Here is a 17,739-nt window from a genome sequence, read left to right as displayed (position 1 = left end):
TTAATTTTTAAATAATTTCAATTGCGATGATTTCCCTTCAAGGGTTTGGAATTTAGCAATATACATTCCAGTGCTCAAATTAGATAAATCTATAGTTTGAAAACCTTCTGTGAATGAATAATCTGCAATTTGTTGGCCGTTTAAATTTACTAAAATCACTTTTCCATTAATAGAAGAATTAAAGTTCAATTCATTTTGAATAACGGTACTTTTAAGATTAACTCCTAAAGAAGCTAGTTCTGCCACAGTATTTACACTCATTACAGTTGAGTCATAACGATACGTAAATGTAATGGATTCACTTTCTGCTCCAAGAGCATAAAGTGTGAAAACATAATCAATGATGGTATTCTCTGCTGGATTAAAATTCACAAAGTGATCTCCTTGTGAAGGATTACTTTGACCTGGTTGAAGTAAATTATCATAATCTGGATAAATGCCATTTGAAGTCACATTATCAAAACATGAACCGCCGTAGCACAATTCAAATTGTGTGCCAGGAGTATTTACAAGACTTGTACATTTAATTTTGATGTCTAAGGGAGTTGAGCTAATATTTTTAACTCGAAAGTTTAAATAAGCACCAACAGTATTATAGGTTAAAACGTCTCCATTATTAATTAGTGTTCCATCCGATTTTTTGAATTCAAATCCTTGGGCAAAAACGGTTGAAATCAATAAGCTGAATACGATAGATAAGGTAATTTTTTTCATTTTTTTTCATTTATAAAATCAGGTGTATGCTTTAGCAAACATACACCTAATTTAAAGTATTATTATTTTAGAATGACTTTATCGGTTTTTGAAAAGCTTTCGCCTGCAAAATTGATTAGGTAAATTCCTTTAGAAAGAGAACCTAAATTTAAGGTGGAATCTCCAGCTTCAAGTGTTGTGTTTAAAATAGTTTTCCCAGTTAAGTCTGTCAAAGTTACTTTTGCCATTTCTGGTAAAGATACAGTGATTTCTCCAAAAGTAGGATTAGGATAAAATTTGATTGCCGAAACATCAAAATTAGATACACTCAAATTCGTGTTTACACCGAAATTTTTAGTTTCTCCAGTTCCGTAGCTTCCACCTGTCATTCCAGGTAATAAAACACCGTCTGCTAACACTTGGTAATTTCCATTTCCATAAGAACAACACATCCCATCTCCATAAGCATCTGAAATGGTAAAGGAATAACAATCATTTGGAAGTGTTAAATTCACATCAGCTTGTGGATATGTTCCTGCACCACCAGCATCTGTATACGTTGGGTTTTGAGCCACTATTGCACCAGCAGAATTTTTTAAATTCCATGAGGTTTCACTACCATATTGGTCTAAACTAATTTTAATTTTAATATTAGTTTTATTAGTTTCAACTGCTTTATTGAAATTTAGCGTACCAGTATTGTTTGAAACATTATCATCATTTGGAATAGAAATAGCAATTGTATTTGTTGCTAAAGGAGTAAAAGCCACAGCAGGTAATTGAACATCTGCTCTTTCTAAGGGGCCCAAATTTCCTGTCCATACAAAGCTATTATTTGTTCCACCATTGATAGCATAATCAATCGATAAAGAGGTTAATGGCGTTTGTCCCATGTTTTGGATGCTTACTTTAGGTCCAATTGAAGTTAAACAAGTCGCAATTATAGGTTGTATACTTTTTATGCGAGCATCGTTAGCAGGTAAACCTGTAAAAGTTGGTTTTGCTCCATTTCCGCTGATAATTTTTTGTTGTGTTTCAGACACGAAAGCAACTAATTCTAAATCACCAATTTCAACTGGAATTCCATTGTAACTAGCTGGAATAGCATAACTGAATGTTTGTGAGCTAAATGCACCATTTGTCGTTGAGGTTACATCTGTTCCCCATTGTCCTGTAATCATGTGAACCAAACGGTGTTGGTGATTGTAGTTATTACCCATATTTCCACCATTTTGTGGTCCTAAGGTGTTATTTTGTAATAAAGCAACGTTTAATTTATTTGTACTCACTGGGCTATTTCCTGTATAATAAATTTCTACAGTAACATCCAACATATTGGTTTGTGTATTAATTACTCCTTGAACACCAACATTCACATAGGAACTTTGAAGTTTAATTTGATTTGCAGCATTAGACCAAAAGTTTCTACTCATAGCAGTTGTTCCTACTGCTCCTTGGTTATATCCAGGAAAAACATTTCGGTTAACCGTACCAGCAGGATAACCCGTTAAACCAGATTGATTAGCAATGGCAGTTCCAAAGGGAGTTCTAAAATCAGGTTGTCCAGCCGAAGGATTTGCATATCCTCCTGCGTGGATGTTAATTAAGAAAACATTATTTGGGTCATTGTTTTTAATGGAATTCGCAATAGAGTGGCCTTGCGGGCAATAAACACAGTTAACTCCAGTAAATTCTTCTAAAATTGCTTTTTTGTTCTCAGGAGTTGTGCTCACAAATGTTTGTGCATTTGCAAACCCAAATGTCAGCAATACAGCTGATAGTAAAGTTTTTTTCATTCTTAGTGGTTTGTTTGTTAGTTATTTAGCTTAAAAGCGATTCGTCAAAAATATACATTTTAAATAAATAATAAGTTAAATTTTATGTTATTTTTATTTTTTATTTTTAATCTACATCAATATACGACTTTATTTTTTTATTATTGCGTCATAATTCGTGGTTTTAAAATATACTTTTTTAAAATTTTAATATATTTCTTCATGAAAAAAATTATTTTATTTTCTTTTCTATTTTTAAATGCTTGGTTCTCTTTTGCTCAAAAACAAATGCCTAATGTTAATTTGGTTAATGATAATAACCAAACGGTCAATGTTAAAAATGATTTCAACGAGAAAGATAAGTTATATGTTTTTGCTTTTTGGGCTACTTGGTGTGCTCCTTGTTTAAATGAATTGGATGCCATCAATGAACTTTATGACACTTGGAAAACAGAATTAAGTATGGAATTAGTCGCTGTTTCTATTGATGACACCCGTACTCAAAAAAGAGTAAAACCACTTCTAAATGGTAAAAAATGGACATATACCATCTTACTTGATACCAATCAAGATTTAAAAAGAGCCTTAAGTATTGCCAATGTGCCTTATACCATTGTGGTTAAAAATCAAAAAATTGTATATATCCACAACGGATATAGCCAAGGAGCAGAAATTGAATTATATAATAAATTAAAGGAATTATAATCATGTCATCTCAAAAAATTATTCTCTTTAGTTTTTTCTTTAGTTTTTTCTTTTCCAACGCCCAAGAAAACGATTCGCTTCCTAAAAAAGATTATGGTCGTGTTTATGGTGGTTTTGAATCCAATGCTCAATGGTATTTAAACGATAAAGAAATGGGTACCATTCATCCAGAAGATCCCATTCGTTCAAATAGCTACTTGTTCGTAAACTACCAAATTGATAAATGGACTGCTGGTGTTCAAGTCGAAGGCTATCTAAAAGAAGCCTTGCTAAATTATAATCCAAATTACGAAGGGGTAAACCTTGGAACTTATTTTTTAAATTATAAAACCAGCAAATTAGATCTTACCGCTGGACATTTCTATGAACAATTTGGAAGCGGTATGCTTTTAAGAGCCTGGGAAGCTAGAAGTTTAGGAATTAACACCGCTATTTTAGGTGGTAGAATTGTGTATAGACCTTCTTCAGCGATTAAATTAACCGCATTATATGGCCAGCAACGCTCTGGATTTAAATTATCTGACGGAAAAATTTATGGCTTTGATTCCGATTTTCTACTCACAGATGCTCTTAAATTAGAAAATGCTGATTTGTCAGTGGGAATGAGTTATGTAGGACGATATGAAAAAACCGATATTCCAGAGCCAAATTTTAACGAGTTAACGAATAGTTTTTCTGGAAGAGTTAATTATTCTATTTATTCTTTTTACTCTTCATTGGAATATAATTATAAGTCGAAAGATGCTGTTTTAGATCGAATTAGCAATACACTCAATAATGATTTTATTGAATCAGGAAATGCAGTTTTATTTAATTTCGGTTATTCTAAACAAGGATTAGGGATAGATGCTACTCTGCGAAGAACTGAAAATATGTTGTTTTTGTCTGAACGTGTTCCAACTGTTGAAGGCGATAATACAAGCTTGAATTATAATGATAAAGTTTTGAATTTTGCACCAGCATTAACCAAACAACACCATTCACTTTTAGCCAATATTTATGTTTATCAAGCTCAAGTTGGTGTTGACTTTAAGTCGCCTACAATTTTAAAAGCAGGTGAAACTGGTGGACAAATCGATTTGTTTTATGATTTTGATAAAGAAACTGTATTAGGCGGAAAATATGGAACAAAATTTTCTTTTAATACGTCAGTATGGTACAATTTACCTGGCGAATATCAATTAACACCAAGTAATTATAGTACCAACTTTTTTGGTGTGGGAACAAAATATTACTCAGATTATAATTTTGAAATTAAAAAGAAATTGTCAGAAAAATGGCATTCTGGATTAGTATATATTAATCAATATTATAATAAACCATGGATTGAAGATGCAAGTTCAGATGTTAATGCCAATATAATTGCAGGAGAAGTTATCTATAATATTCAAGATACAAAATCCATTCGATTTGAAGGAGAACATATGTGGGCAGATGCCGATTATAAGAATTGGCTTGGCGGAACATTGGAAGTAGATTTGAACAATAAATATTCGTTCTATCTATTAGACATGTACAATTATGGCAACGATAATCCCGACAAACGAAATCATTATTACAATTTTGGTGGAGCTTATCGTATCAATGCCACTCGAATTGGCTTAAATTACGGTCGTCAACGCGGTGGTTTAGTATGTGTGGGCGGTGTCTGTCGCTTCGTGCCTGAAAGTACCGGATTAGGATTAACGATTAGTACGTCCTTCTAACAAAAAAAAAACAATTGTAAACTTCCCTATATTCTTTTGAGTATGGGGATTTTTTATGAAATAATCTTTTTCCGAATAACGATGAAAACAACTACCAAAAGAGTAAAAACAATAAAAAAAGAGATAATATAGTCAATCCAGCCGAAAGTTAACATCACAGCCATTATTAATAATTGAAAACCCAATCCATAAACAGAAAGTAACGTCATAAACCAATTTGGAAAAGTTTTTACTTTGTATGCTTCCTTATCCAAATAGTGAATTGTCTTATCAAAATGGCCATAAACTAACATGTATATGCGAAACAAAATATCAACTGATTTTTGAGTTTCACCAGATAATGCTTTAGGCGATTTATATTCAAAAATTTTGCTTGTTGCATCGCCACCAACCGATTTTGTTCGCAAAATAACATAGTAATAATTATACAAAGTTCCTTGTAATTGAAGTGCAAAAAATGCCAAAAGAGTCATCCAAATAGTGTTTTCAGACATATACCAAATGGCTATTAGGAATCCAAAATTCAAAAAAATATCAAAAATACTATCCAAATACCGACCTGAATAAGACGGTGTTTTTTTTATCCGAGCTAATTCTCCGTCTGCTGCATCAATTCCAGATTTAAGAAGAAGTAAAAAAGCAGCGGTAATATAATAACCATTTAAAATACTTAAAATAGCCAATAGCCCAGTAAAACCAAAAAGCAAAGTCACATGAATAGGAGTGAATGAAGTGTTTTTTAATTGAGCAGCAAAAAATTTTCCAAAAGTTCTACCATAATCTGATAAATCTAAAAATTTATCTTTTTCGGCGAGTTTAGACATTTCATTTATTCTAAAGATAGTGTGACAATATAGTCAATATAAATTATTTACTGAATCGATGTAATGAAAAGGTCATCGCACTCAGCAAAAAGAAGGCCATGATTTGATGCACTAAACCGAGCCACAAAGGAACATGCAATAATAAGGTAAAAACTCCAAGTATAAACTGAATAAAAACAAAGATTACTAAGGTCGTTACACCTTTTGTTTGCGATGAGGTTAAAGTATATTTCTTACTTCGGATAAATAACCAAACCATTAATCCAACGACCAGGTAAGCCAAAGTGCGGTGCACAAATTGTACGCCACTTTTTCCTTCGGTTAAATTGAGCAACAGACTAGATTGCTCTAGCCAAACGGTTTCATGAATGAATTTGCCTTCGCTCATCATTGGCCAATGGTTGTGAATTAATCCTGCATTTAAACCCGCTACAAACCCACCATAAATGATTTGGACAATCAAAATTAGCATCGCAATTCGAGCCAATTTTCGCAAAGGTAAAATGACTACCGTTTTATTCGGATAAATTAAATCCAAAGCCACCCATAGCGTATAGGCAAAAGTGATAAAGGCAAAAGTTAAATGCAATGACAATCGAAAATGGCTCACGTCGGGCTGGTCAATGAGTCCGCTTTTTACCATAAACCAACCTAAAAAGCCTTGAAATCCTCCCATAAATAAAAGGATTATACATTTTTTGATAGTTGAATTATCTAATTTATTTTTAATTAGAAAATAAGCAAAAGGAATAATAAATACGATACCGATAATCCGTCCAATAAAACGGTGAAACCATTCCCAAAAATAAATAAATTGATAGTCGCTTAACGTAAAATCATTGTGTATATTTATTTTCTGATATTCGGGAAATTTTTTGTATTCTTCAAAAGCAGCAATCCATTTTTCTTCGCTCAAGGGCGGAAAAGTGTCCGTTACCAAATGCCAATCGGTCATTGATAAACCCGAATTGGTCAAACGGGTAATGCCACCTACAACGACCATAATAAACAGGAGTACGCAGCCTGAAAGTAGCCAAATAATGACGGATTTGTTTGTTTTCATAGTTTTGTCTTATTGCAAATTTACGTTCCTTTTCTAAAATGTTCAGAATAAACAATAGTTAAACTACTCCTTTATTTTCTGTCAAACCCAATTTGGCTCCACGTTTCAAAATAAATTGGTAAGCTGCTTCATATTCATTCGGAATTTCTCCTTCTAAAATAGCTTCTTTGACCGCTTCTTTTAGAACTCCAATTTCTTTAGAAGGTTTTAAATTAAATAATTGCATGATTTCTTCACCTGAAATTGGCGGTTGAAATTGGCGAACATGATCGCGTTCTTCTACTTCTACAATTTTTTGTCGAACGATTTTAAAATTTTGATGGTATTTTTTAAATTTCCCTGGATTTTTGGTGGTAATATCGGCTTCGCATAACGTCATCAAATCCTCAATATCTTCACCAGAGTCAAATAATAATCTTCGCACGGCCGAATCGGTTACGATATCTTGAGCCAATACAATCGGTCGGGAACTCAACATCACAAGTTTTGCCACATATTTCATCTTATGATTTAAAGGCAGGTGCAGACGTTCAAAGAGTTGCTTAACCATTTTTCCACCCAAAAACTCATGTCCGTGAAAGGTCCAGCCTTGTTTTTTATTAAATTTTTTAGTGGGTGCTTTGCCAATATCGTGTAACAAGGCTGCCCATCGCAACCAAACATCATTGGTATTCGGACAAATATTATCCACCACTTCTAACGTGTGATAAAAATTGTTTTTGTGCGTATGTCCTTCCATTTCTTCTACTTGATTGAGTGCCGTTAATTCTGGAAGAATCAAGTCTAATAATCCGGTTTGGTATAGTAGGATAAAACCAATTGAAGGTTTAGGAGTGCTCAGTATTTTATTTAATTCGTCTACAATTCGTTCACCTGAAATAATTGAAATGCGTTCACAATTTTTTGTAATGGAAGCAATTGCTTCTTGTTCAATCGTAAAATCCAATTGGGTTGCAAAACGGATAGCTCGCATCATCCGTAAAGGATCGTCAGAAAAGGTGATGTCTGCGTTTAAAGGCGTACGAATAATTTTGTTTTCTAAATCTTTGACTCCGTTAAAAGGGTCGACCAATTCACCATAATTCGCATCGTTTAACGAAAAAGCCATGGCATTAATCGTGAAATCACGACGGTTTTGGTCGTCTTGTAAGCTGCCATTTTCAACAAGTGGGTTTCTGCTGTCAAAGGAATAGGATTCTTTTCGTGCTCCAACAAATTCGACATCCATATCATCATAACGAAGCATTGCCGTGCCATAATTTTTAAAAACTTGTACTTTTGGTTGATGAGGTAAAAGCTCAGAAACTTTGAGAGCAAGTTCAATGCCGCTGCCAATAGCAACAATATCAATGTCTTTTTTAAAATCGCGTTCTAATAAATAATCGCGAACAAATCCGCCAATTACGTAGCAGTCAACACTAAGTTCTTGGGCTGCTTGAGAAATGATTTTGAAAATGGGATTATGTAGTGCTTGTGTGTAATTTACTATCACTTTTTTATTGTTTTTTGCCACGAATTCACAAATTTAATAGCTAGTTCTAAAGCAATTTTAATCGAACAAAAATTATTTTTTCACTAATTCTATTAAAGAATAATTCTTTTATATTCGAGGGAATCTTTATTGAAATTTACTAAAATTGCCAATTTGTTTTTTGACACTTTTAAATAATTTAAACATTGTGAAATATGTTCATCATTTAATGATTTACATGATTTTATTTCTAAAATAATTTTGTCCATTATTACAAAATCAGCATAAAATTTATGTTTTAAAATTGTATTCTTGTAATTTACAGAATACTCTTTTTCTCTTTCAAATTCGATTAATGAATTTTTAAATTCATATTCGAGAGCATCTTTGTAAACGATTTCGGAAAAACCCCTTCCTAAATTATTATGTACTTCAAATAAAATACCCACTAAGTTATAACTTTCTGTCTTAAATAAAATATCTGTCATTACTATTTTTTATTAGTGAATTCGTGGCTGATAAATTTAGTTGCGGTTATTTTATTTCCGAATAATTTGAACCTTACTATCCAACCCCAATTTAATAATTGTTGATGGATTTTTACAAATTTTTTCGCGGTGCAAATTTACAACATAGTCTACACCTTTAATAATTTCTGGACTAATTTCTTTAAATGATTTTGGGGTAATAGCTCCAGAAATATTGGCCGAAGTGGAAACTAAAGGCCTTTTCATGCGTTCCATTAATTTGAAACAAAACGGTTCTTTGACTATTCGAATGGCCAACGTGTTATCCTCCGCGATGATGTTTTTTGCCACATTTCGGGGTTTGTCTAAAATTAAAGTAGTCGGTTTTTCAGCAAAATCAATCAATTGCCAAGCGACTTCGGGTATATCTTTAAAGATAGAATACATCATTTTTTCTCCGTTAAGTAAGACAATCATACTTTTAGATTCTTCCCGCTTTTTTAGGGCGTAAATTTTCTTAACCGCTTCTTCATTGGAAGCATCGCATCCAATTCCCCAAACGGTATCCGTTGGATACAGAATGATACCACCATTTTGAATAACTTGAAAGGCTTGGTGGATTTCTTGGTTTATTTCGTCCATTTCTTTTTTAAATTCAACTTATATTTGCAAAGTAACGAATAAAAAAGATGAAAATACTACATATTTCAGGTGCAAAAGGTTGGGGAGGAAATGAGCAACAAATGGTTTACTTGTTTCCAGAACTTCAACAAAAAGGCGTTGAAAATAGTGTCTTTGGGGTGTCAGATTCGGTTTTACAAGCTGAATGTGCCCGTCTTGAAATTCCGTTTATTGTTGCTAAAAAACATAAATTAAATTTAGCGGTGAATTATCGCTACCTCAAAGAAGTTGTGCTAAAGATTAAGCCAGATCTAATTCATTTGCATACCAGTGATTCGTTGACCGTTTTTACAATTTCTGACATACTTTTTGGATTGAAAACCAAAGCTGTTTTTTCTAAAAAAGGAATGGGCACAAGTAGCAGTTTTTTAAGTAAAATAAAATACAATTACAGTGGATTAAATTCGATTATTTGTGTGTCAAAATCAGTACAACGCGATTTAGGTGCTATACTTTCCTCTAAAAATAAATTAAAAACGACGGTTATCCATGATTGTGTTTCATTGACTATTCAAAAGGAATTACCAACCTTTTCAATCAGAGAAAAATTTTCTATCCCAGCAGAAATTAAACTTGTTGGAAATATCGGAAATCATGCCAAAGCAAAAGATTTAACTACCTTTATTGAAACGGTTTCGGTAATTTTAAATCAATTCGATAGAAAAGATATTTTATTTGTTCAAATTGGTGAATTTTCAAAACTCACACCAGATTTAATGGAATTGATTAAAACAAAAAAGGTAGAAAAGAATATACTTTTTTTGAATAAAATTGAAAAAGCTTCCTCGGTGGTTCCACAATTTGATGTTTTTTTAATGACATCTGAGCGTGAAGGCGGGCCAACTTCTGTTTTAGAAGCCATGTTAATGGGCGTTCCAGTAGTTTCTACACAAGTTGGTGTAGTTCCAGAAGTAATTAAACCAGGCGAAAACGGGTTGTTTGCACCCGTGAAAGAGGCTAACCTTTTGGCAACACATGTAATTGAAATGCTAGATAACGAATTATTACATCAAAAATGTAGTCAAAATGCTCGGGAGTTAATCCAAAAAGAATTTAATTCAAATGTCATTGCAAATCAAACCAAAACACTATACGAACAACTAATTCAATCGTAAATGAAAACAGCTTTATTGATATCAACGTACAATTGGGTCGAAGCCTTAGAACTTGTTTTGGAAAGTGTTTTGCAGCAAACCCAATTACCAGATGAGATTTTAATAGCAGATGATGGCTCAAAGACAGAAACAAAAGAATGCATTGCTGCTTTTTCGAAAAAAATAAATAGACCAGTAAAGCATTTTTGGCAAGAAGACAACGGTTTTCGAAAATCAAAAATTTTAAATAAAGCCATCGCAGGCTCAATAGCAGATTATATTATTCAAGTTGATGGCGATTGCATTTTACATCGTCATTTTGTAAGTGACCATCTTGCTCATAAACAGCAAAATACTTATTTATATGGTTCTCGAGTAAATATTAAAGAAGGATTTGTCAATCAAGTTTTGACCAAAAAAATTATTCAGTTCAACTATTTTTCAAAACAAATTAAAAATAAAACCAGAACCTTACACATTCCGTTTTTTTCTAATTTATATAAAGCTCATGAAGGGATTTCTAAAAAATTTAGAGGTTGCAATGTGTCGTATTGGCGAGCAGATTTTATCGCAATAAATGGCTATAACGAAGATTTTGAAGGTTGGGGAAAAGAAGATAGTGACTTAGCGGTTCGATTAGGAAATTTGGGTGTTAAAGCAAAACGTCTTCGTTATGCAGGAATTGTTTTTCATATTTGGCACCACATCAAATCGAAAGAAAATGTAGCTAAAAATACAGCTATGGAAGAAGATGCTGCAAACCAAAAAATGGTGAAATGTGAACATGGAGTAAGCCAATATTTATAAATTAAAGTAACTTTGCTAAAAAAAAAATGAATTTAGTAATTCATCCAACTTTTCAAAAACTAAAAAACAATATTGAATTGCTTTTTAAAAATTTCAATTCTTCTGGCGAAATTTTTATCAAAGGCAAACGAAATACGATTAAACTTTTTCCATTAGAAGGAAAAACAATCAACATCAAATCGTTTAAAGAACCCAACTTCATCAATAAAATTGTTTATCGGTATTTTAGAAAATCAAAAGCCAAACGTTCGTTTGAATTTGCTGCTTATTTACTTGAAAATAGAATTGGAACGCCACAACCTTATGCGTTTTCCGAAAATTTTGATTGGATTGGCTTAACCGATAGTTATTATGCAAGTGAACATTTACTAGCCGATTTGACCTTTCGCGAATTGGTAGAAATACCCGATTATCCGGAACGCGATAAAATTTTGAGACAATTTACCCGATTTTCGTATTTATTACATCAAAAAGGAATTGAATTTAAAGACCATTCGCCTGGAAATACGTTAATTAAAAAAAACCTACATGGCGATTATGATTTCTTTTTAGTTGATTTAAATCGTATGGAATTCCATGATAATATGGATTTTAATTTACGGATGAAAAACCTTTCTCGCCTCACGCCACATAAAGAAATGGTGGCTACGATGAGTAATGAATATGCTAAAGTTTCAAATGAATCGGAAGAACTAATTTTTGAAACCTTATGGAAATTCACCGCTGATTTTCAATTTAAATTCTATCGTAAAAAAAGATTAAAAAAGAAATTCTTGTTTAGGAAATAGAAATTCTGAAAAAACAACTAAATTTCCGTTTTTTAGAACATTGATGAAAGTTTCGATAATCATAACCACATATAAAGCAGAAGAATGGTTGCGTAAAGTCTTAGTTGGTTTTAGCGTGCAATCGGAAACTGATTTTGAGGTCGTGATTGCAGATGATGGTTCTACCGAAGCAACACAAAAAGTAGTAGCCGAATTTCAATCAAAATTTAATTTTCCCATTCAGCATATTTGGCAAGAAGATGATGGTTTTCAAAAATGTAAAATTTTAAACAAAGCCATTTTGCAAACAAAATCAGATTATTTACTCTTTACTGATGGCGATTGTATTCCGAGAAAAGACTTTATTTCTCAGCATTTAAAATACAAAGAAGAAGGTTATTTTTTATCAGGCGGTTATTTTAAATTGCCGATGGAAACTTCCAAAAAAATCACGACTACGGATATCGAGCAACAAAAGTGTTTTTCTATTTCATGGCTTTCTAAAAATGGTGTAAAAAAGAGTTTTAAACTAACAAAACTTACACACAATCGAATTTTTGCAAGTTTTATGAATTGGATTACGCCAACCAAAAAAACGTTTAACGGACATAATACTTCTTGTTATAAGAAAGATTTACTTGCTGTGAATGGCTTTAACGAAGAAATGCAATATGGAGGATTGGATAGGGAAGTAGGGGAACGCCTTTTTAACCTTGGCCTCTTGTCGAAGCAAATTCGTTATGCCGCTATTTGTTTGCATTTAGACCACAAAAGAGGGTATGCAACGACTGAAACGTGGGAAAAAAATAATGCGATTCGAGATTACAATAAAAAGCATAAAATCACGACAATCGAAAAAGGAATTTCGCAATACCTTAGCGAATAAGTACAAAAAAGGCATTTAATTTTTCTTTAATTAGATCAATCGGATATTCGTCAAAATATTTAAAAGTGTGTTCTTTGATGAACTTATCATCGTGTTCCTCATATATTTCTGGTTTCAAATCTTTTAAGTGAATGGAGATGTTTTTTTCATCTTCAAATATTTGCCATGTTTCTTTGTCTACAGATGGAGAAAACAATGAAAAAGTTGGAATAAATAATGCTTTTGCCATATTCACACTGCCACCTTCGTTGCCAATCAAAGCATCACATTGTGATAATAAACCTAAAAAGGAACGTAAATCAGTCGCATATAGATCAAAGTAAATTCGATTTTTCGTTTCTGGTTTACATAAATCTACTATTTTTTGAGCTTCTTCTTTTTGTTTCGGAATATAATTAAAAAGTAAGTTAGCATCCGTAGTTTGTACCGTATAGTCTAGCAGTTCGGCCATTTTTGCATACGGATATGTTTTATACCATTCGCTTCCTAAAATACCAATCATAAAAGTGGGTTTGTCCAATTTTAAAGGAAATGAGGTTATCAGTTTTTGAGCTGCGTTTTTTTCTTTATCAGTTAGGAAGATAACAGGTTTGTAATTCGTAATTTCTTCTTTAATAAGTGGCTGTAATAAACGTAAACGATTAATAATTGCTAAGCCTATTTCAGATTGTGTTCCGTTTTGTAAGCGTTCAATATTGTAATTGTAAAAAATAGCGGAATAGCCTTTTTTATAAGAGATTTTATATTTTGCACCAGAAAATAAGGTAATTAAGTTGGTTTCTAGTTTGCTGTAAGCATCAATGACTACCTCATATTTTTTAGCTCTAATTTTAAAAATAAATTTAAAAAATGAAAGGTAATTTTTTCTAACTTTTTCTTCTAAAACAATGATATTTGAAATGGAAGGATTGTTTTTTAAAACATCCACACAATTGGCATAACACATATAGTCAATTTCGGCATCTGGAAATTTTTCTTTTAGGTTATTGGCTAAAATGGTTGAGGTCAAGACATCGCCAATTCGTTTTTGCTGGATGATTAAAATTTTCATTTCTATTATTTGGTGCTAAAATACATAACTACTAAAGATTTTGAAGACTTGAGAACAAAATAATTTAGTTACTTTTGTCAAAATTTGTTTCAATATGGCTATTAGTGGTTTAGTAATAACATTTAATGAAGAAAAAAACATTGGAAAATGTTTGGATGGTCTTTTTGAAGTCTGTGATGAAGTGATTGTAATCGATTCCAATAGTACGGATAAAACGGCAGAAATTGCCATAAGCAAAGGAGCTAAAGTGATCCTTCAAAAATTTTTAGGTGATGGACCACAACGTTCGCATGGATTGCCTTTTTGTAAAAATAATTGGATATTGAATCTCGATGCAGATGAATTTTTAGACAAAGATGCCAAGAAATTTATTTTAGAAAATAACTATTTAAAAGGGGGTTTTGATGCGTTTTCTTTTCGTGTGAAAAATTTCTTAGCCGATGAATTAATTGATTTTTCAGGTTGGTATCCCGATAGTAAAGTGCGTTTTTTTAATAAAGAAACGGCTCGTCCGTCGGATGATTTAGTTCATCAGAAAATTTTAACCAAGAATGAAAAGAAAGTTGCCGTTCATATTTTACATTATGGTTGGAGCTCACTCGACCAAATTATAGCCAAAAAAAACCAATATTCTACTTGGCATGCTCAACAACTTTTTGACCAAGGCATTCGAATAAACAGCTTAAAACCTGTACTAAACGGAACGGTCGCTTTTATTAGATGTTATTTCTTTAAAAAGGGAATTTTCAACGGGTTAGATGGCTTTACCATTGCCAGTATTCAAGCTTTTTTTTCGTATATGAAATATGCCAAATTACTCAAGTTACAACGACTAAATAAAAATTAATTAGCCGTTAATTTATTCTCTATCACCCTTACGTTAAACGATTGGATATAGGCTTTAATGAATTTTTCCATTTCGGCTACTTTTTCAGGTTGTAATTTTAATAAGTTGTTTTTAAGCAATTCATCCGTTTTAAAATTATATAAACCAATTGCTTTTTTGCCATCAAAAGCAAGGTAATAATCCCCTTCAATATAGTGGTAAACATTATCTAAAAAATAAACTACAAAATTTTTATCAGACAAAAATGACTTTCCGTAGGTCACCATTTTCGTTTTGATTTGTAAATAATCAATCACGCTAGGCATGATATCGATTTGTTGGAAATTTTTATCAGAAACACCTATCAAATCAGAATTAGATGGGTCAAAAAATACAATTGGAATTCTAAATTTGCCCACATTTGTTTTGTGTTTTGCTAAAGTTGGTTCAGACGAAGTATGGTCTGCCGTAAATACAAAAAGTGTGTTTTTGTACCATTCTTCTTTTTTAGCCGATTCAAAAAATTGCTTTAATGCAAAATCCGTATAGGCAATACTTTCTAAAATTTTTGTTTTTCCTTTTGGGAATTTTCCTTTGTATTTTTCTGGAACTGTATACGGATTATGGGAGGAAATTGTAAATAATGACGCGAAAAAAGGTTGTTGAAAGCTGCTTATTTTTGTGTTGAAATACTGAAGAAAATCTTCGTCAAAAACACCCCATTTTCCATCAAAAGAAGGTGGGCCATCATATTCGTTTTTACCATAATACGCGTCAAAACCTGCCACTTTACAATATTGATCAAAATTCTGACTTCCGTTAAAAGCTCCGTGAAAAAAAGAAGTAGTATAGGCGTTATCTTTTAAAATCTTCGGTAAACCATAAATTTCATTTAACGAATAACTGGACGTGATGAGCGAATTGTTCATCAAACTCGGTATACTCGACAAGCTCGAGGGTACCGCATCTATCGACAATTTACCATTTGCAAAACCATTTTTAAAGTAATAGGATTTTTGAATCAATGAATCTAAAAAAGGAGTAAACCCAATTCCGATATTTTCATCGCCAAAACTTTCTAAAATAAAAATAACCACATTTTTTTTGCTTATCGAATCTTTTGGATGGGTTTCATAGATAGGACTAAAAATAGCGTTTAACGTTTCTTCCTCATAAAATTTCGGGTTTTCTAAGGTTTCCTTCTTGCCAATGGTTTTTAAAATTGAAAAAGGCGTATTTAAAATTAAAGCAGCATTTCCAATACCACTATAACTCACAGCATCTACAATACGGATTGGTTTTTTTTGAAAGCCACCTCTTCCCATTAATAAACCAACTGCTAAAGCAAAAATTAAGACCACCGATTCTTTTAGGAGTTGTCGTTTTGATGCAGAAGGGGCTCCTTTTTTTAAATTTCCAATTCCTTTCCAAAAAACAAAACCTAGAAAAAGTAACAAAACAGGCAAATACCAAAATTCCATTACAAATGAAAGTATAAGTCCACCTATTTCATTTTCCATTCCACTCGCCGTAATCAAACCAAAACTACTGCGTCTACCTGTGAATTTAAAATATTCAAAATCGACTAAATTAGTGGCTATGAATAGTAGGTTTGCACTAAAAAAAGCAATTTTCAATCCTTTTTGATAACCAGGTTTATATTTAAATTGCCCAGGAATTAAATGAGCTAAAATAAAAACCAAATTAATATACCCAATTGCTGATAAATCAAATTGTAATCCACCAAAAAAAATAGCACTATCTACATTAGTAAATGCATCTTTATTATAAAAATAAAATAATAGACGACAAATTTGATAGAATAAAATGACGATTAACAATCGTTTAATTAATAGGGCAACTAAATTTTTATACAACAGGACTTAATTTAAAATGAGTAAAATTGTTTAAACTGCTACGTTATATTCCCGTAAGGCATCATTCAAACTTGTTTTTAAATCGGTTGATGGTTTTCGTTTTCCGATAATTAAAGCACAAGGTACTTGAAATTCGCCAGCAGGAAATTTTTTAGTATAACTACCCGGAATCACCACGCAACGAGCCGGAACAACTCCTTTATATTCAACAGGTTCGTCGCCAGTAACATCAATGATTTTTGTGGAGCCAGTCAACACGACATTGGCACCCAAAACGGCCTCTTTTTCTACGCGAACTCCCTCTACTACAATACAACGCGAACCAATAAACGCACCGTCTTCTATAATGACTGGGGCAGCTTGTAAAGGTTCTAACACGCCGCCAATACCAACGCCGCCACTCAAATGAACGTTTTTTCCAATTTGAGCACAGCTTCCCACAGTAGCCCAAGTATCAACCATAGTTCCTTCATCAACATACGCTCCGATATTGATGTAACTCGGCATCATAATTACCCCTTTTGAAATATAGGCTCCATAACGAGCAACGGCAGGAGGAACTACACGTACGCCTTTTTCGGCATAGTTTCGCTTTAATTCCATTTTGTCATGGTATTCAAAAATGCCCGTTTCCCATGTTTCCATTTTTTGAATTGGGAAATACATGACAACCGCTTTTTTGACCCATTCGTTCACGTGCCAACCATTTTCTGTTGGTTCTGCAACGCGAAGTTTTCCGTTATCTAATAAATCAATCACTTTTCTAATTGTTGATATTGTATTTTCTTCTTGAAGTAAAGTTCGATTTTCCCAAGCTTTTTCAATGATTAGTTGAATGTCATTCATGATTTTTAAATTTTGTAACAAATATAAATCTTTTATCAATAAAGAATGGTTTGATTTTTGAAAGATAGTTTTACAATCATTAATGTCCGATAAAAATTAAAATCGAACTTTTTTGTTTTTTATTTAACTGAAAATCAGTTGTTTGATTTTATTTTTTTGTCAATTTTCAAAATCAGGCATCAAAAAAATCTCAATTGCTC

General features: G+C 32.4%; 17 protein-coding genes. 7 read left to right on the top strand and 10 right to left on the bottom strand.

The genetic code is table 11. From position 1 onward, the window contains the following. Positions 1-714, bottom strand: a complete 714-nt coding sequence (locus PHR76_RS05615) for a T9SS type A sorting domain-containing protein (protein ID WP_300059420.1) — start codon at positions 712-714, stop codon at positions 1-3. Between the two features lie 62 nt (positions 715-776). Beyond that, positions 777-2,489: an Omp28-related outer membrane protein gene (locus PHR76_RS05610; protein ID WP_300059418.1), complete on the bottom strand. Its 1,713-nt coding sequence runs from the start codon at positions 2,487-2,489 to the stop codon at positions 777-779. A gap of 201 nt (positions 2,490-2,690) precedes the next feature. On the opposite strand from PHR76_RS05610, the gene PHR76_RS05605 reads away from it, so the two are divergent. After that, the gene (locus PHR76_RS05605; protein WP_300059416.1) at positions 2,691-3,173 is read left to right on the top strand and encodes a TlpA disulfide reductase family protein; all 483 of its coding nucleotides are present in this window, start codon (positions 2,691-2,693) and stop codon (positions 3,171-3,173) included. A 2-nt stretch (positions 3,174-3,175) separates the two neighbouring features. Beyond that, a complete protein-coding gene (locus tag PHR76_RS05600) occupies positions 3,176-4,879 on the top strand; it encodes a DUF6029 family protein (RefSeq protein WP_300059414.1) in 1,704 nt (567 codons plus the stop codon). A 53-nt stretch (positions 4,880-4,932) separates the two neighbouring features. Here PHR76_RS05600 and PHR76_RS05595 read toward each other — a convergent pair whose 3' ends face one another. The 5 genes from PHR76_RS05595 to PHR76_RS05575 all read right to left on the bottom strand — a co-directional run bounded on the left by PHR76_RS05595 (position 4,933) and on the right by PHR76_RS05575 (position 9,346). Then, the gene (locus tag PHR76_RS05595; RefSeq protein ID WP_300059412.1) at positions 4,933-5,703 is read right to left on the bottom strand and encodes a CDP-alcohol phosphatidyltransferase family protein; all 771 of its coding nucleotides are present in this window, start codon (positions 5,701-5,703) and stop codon (positions 4,933-4,935) included. A gap of 43 nt (positions 5,704-5,746) precedes the next feature. After that, positions 5,747-6,766: a COX15/CtaA family protein gene (locus tag PHR76_RS05590; protein ID WP_300059410.1), complete on the bottom strand. Its 1,020-nt coding sequence runs from the start codon at positions 6,764-6,766 to the stop codon at positions 5,747-5,749. A gap of 58 nt (positions 6,767-6,824) precedes the next feature. Then, positions 6,825-8,279 (bottom strand): HD domain-containing protein, encoded by a 1,455-nt coding sequence (locus PHR76_RS05585; RefSeq protein ID WP_300059408.1) that lies wholly within the window; start codon positions 8,277-8,279, stop codon positions 6,825-6,827. 71 nt (positions 8,280-8,350) lie between these two features. After that, complete coding sequence (locus PHR76_RS05580) at positions 8,351-8,725, bottom strand: GxxExxY protein (RefSeq protein WP_300059406.1); 375 nt, start codon at positions 8,723-8,725, stop codon at positions 8,351-8,353. A gap of 51 nt (positions 8,726-8,776) precedes the next feature. Beyond that, positions 8,777-9,346, bottom strand: a complete 570-nt coding sequence (locus tag PHR76_RS05575) for an L-threonylcarbamoyladenylate synthase (protein WP_300059404.1) — start codon at positions 9,344-9,346, stop codon at positions 8,777-8,779. 47 nt (positions 9,347-9,393) lie between these two features. Between PHR76_RS05575 and PHR76_RS05570 the strand changes: the two genes are divergently transcribed. From PHR76_RS05570 to PHR76_RS05555, 4 genes are read left to right on the top strand one after another with little or no spacing between them, the layout of a single operon-like run. Continuing rightward, positions 9,394-10,500: a glycosyltransferase family 4 protein gene (locus PHR76_RS05570; RefSeq protein ID WP_300059402.1), complete on the top strand. Its 1,107-nt coding sequence runs from the start codon at positions 9,394-9,396 to the stop codon at positions 10,498-10,500. Continuing rightward, entirely contained in the window at positions 10,501-11,286 is a 786-nt protein-coding gene (locus PHR76_RS05565) for a glycosyltransferase family 2 protein (protein WP_300059400.1), read from the top strand. Positions 11,287-11,312: 26 nt separating this feature from the next. Beyond that, entirely contained in the window at positions 11,313-12,074 is a 762-nt protein-coding gene (locus PHR76_RS05560; protein ID WP_300059398.1) for a Kdo domain containing protein, read from the top strand. A gap of 43 nt (positions 12,075-12,117) precedes the next feature. Beyond that, positions 12,118-12,939 (top strand): glycosyltransferase family 2 protein, encoded by an 822-nt coding sequence (locus PHR76_RS05555; protein ID WP_300059396.1) that lies wholly within the window; start codon positions 12,118-12,120, stop codon positions 12,937-12,939. Here PHR76_RS05555 and PHR76_RS05550 read toward each other — a convergent pair. Then, complete coding sequence (locus PHR76_RS05550) at positions 12,929-13,990, bottom strand: glycosyltransferase family 9 protein (RefSeq protein WP_300059394.1); 1,062 nt, start codon at positions 13,988-13,990, stop codon at positions 12,929-12,931. The genes PHR76_RS05555 and PHR76_RS05550 overlap by 11 nt on opposite strands. A 94-nt stretch (positions 13,991-14,084) precedes the next feature. Here PHR76_RS05550 and PHR76_RS05545 point away from each other — a divergent pair, with 94 nt between their 5' ends. Further along, positions 14,085-14,837: a glycosyltransferase family 2 protein gene (locus PHR76_RS05545; RefSeq protein WP_300059392.1), complete on the top strand. Its 753-nt coding sequence runs from the start codon at positions 14,085-14,087 to the stop codon at positions 14,835-14,837. On the opposite strand, the gene PHR76_RS05540 is transcribed toward PHR76_RS05545, so the two are convergent. Together PHR76_RS05540 and PHR76_RS05535 are read right to left on the bottom strand one after the other, a co-directional pair. Beyond that, complete coding sequence (locus PHR76_RS05540; protein ID WP_300059390.1) at positions 14,834-16,693, bottom strand: alkaline phosphatase family protein; 1,860 nt, start codon at positions 16,691-16,693, stop codon at positions 14,834-14,836. The two genes, PHR76_RS05545 and PHR76_RS05540, sit on opposite strands and share 4 nt — an antisense overlap. Positions 16,694-16,723: 30 nt before the next feature. Further along, the gene (locus PHR76_RS05535) at positions 16,724-17,539 is read right to left on the bottom strand and encodes a 2,3,4,5-tetrahydropyridine-2,6-dicarboxylate N-succinyltransferase (RefSeq protein WP_300059389.1); all 816 of its coding nucleotides are present in this window, start codon (positions 17,537-17,539) and stop codon (positions 16,724-16,726) included. Between the last annotated feature and the right edge of the window lie 200 nt (positions 17,540-17,739).

The organism is Flavobacterium sp., from assembly GCF_028689845.1.
Classification (GTDB): Bacteria; Bacteroidota; Bacteroidia; order Flavobacteriales; family Flavobacteriaceae; genus Flavobacterium.
This window is presented reverse-complemented; position numbering and strand designations above follow the sequence as displayed.

Excerpts from the sequence above, each read along its gene's own strand:
- PHR76_RS05550 (WP_300059394.1), bottom strand. The coding sequence starts at position 13,990 with ATGAAAATTTTAATCATCCAGCAAAAACGAATTGGCGATGTCTTGACC.
- PHR76_RS05580 (WP_300059406.1), bottom strand. The coding sequence starts at position 8,725 with ATGACAGATATTTTATTTAAGACAGAAAGTTATAACTTAGTGGGTATT.
- PHR76_RS05535 (WP_300059389.1), bottom strand. The coding sequence starts at position 17,539 with ATGAATGACATTCAACTAATCATTGAAAAAGCTTGGGAAAATCGAACT.
- PHR76_RS05610 (WP_300059418.1), bottom strand. The coding sequence starts at position 2,489 with ATGAAAAAAACTTTACTATCAGCTGTATTGCTGACATTTGGGTTTGCA.
- PHR76_RS05590 (WP_300059410.1), bottom strand. The coding sequence starts at position 6,766 with ATGAAAACAAACAAATCCGTCATTATTTGGCTACTTTCAGGCTGCGTA.
- PHR76_RS05565 (WP_300059400.1), top strand. The coding sequence starts at position 10,501 with ATGAAAACAGCTTTATTGATATCAACGTACAATTGGGTCGAAGCCTTA.
- PHR76_RS05560 (WP_300059398.1), top strand. The coding sequence starts at position 11,313 with ATGAATTTAGTAATTCATCCAACTTTTCAAAAACTAAAAAACAATATT.
- PHR76_RS05615 (WP_300059420.1), bottom strand. The coding sequence starts at position 714 with ATGAAAAAAATTACCTTATCTATCGTATTCAGCTTATTGATTTCAACC.
- PHR76_RS05595 (WP_300059412.1), bottom strand. The coding sequence starts at position 5,703 with ATGTCTAAACTCGCCGAAAAAGATAAATTTTTAGATTTATCAGATTAT.
- PHR76_RS05555 (WP_300059396.1), top strand. The coding sequence starts at position 12,118 with ATGAAAGTTTCGATAATCATAACCACATATAAAGCAGAAGAATGGTTG.
- PHR76_RS05570 (WP_300059402.1), top strand. The coding sequence starts at position 9,394 with ATGAAAATACTACATATTTCAGGTGCAAAAGGTTGGGGAGGAAATGAG.
- PHR76_RS05545 (WP_300059392.1), top strand. The coding sequence starts at position 14,085 with ATGGCTATTAGTGGTTTAGTAATAACATTTAATGAAGAAAAAAACATT.
- PHR76_RS05575 (WP_300059404.1), bottom strand. The coding sequence starts at position 9,346 with ATGGACGAAATAAACCAAGAAATCCACCAAGCCTTTCAAGTTATTCAA.
- PHR76_RS05605 (WP_300059416.1), top strand. The coding sequence starts at position 2,691 with ATGAAAAAAATTATTTTATTTTCTTTTCTATTTTTAAATGCTTGGTTC.
- PHR76_RS05600 (WP_300059414.1), top strand. The coding sequence starts at position 3,176 with ATGTCATCTCAAAAAATTATTCTCTTTAGTTTTTTCTTTAGTTTTTTC.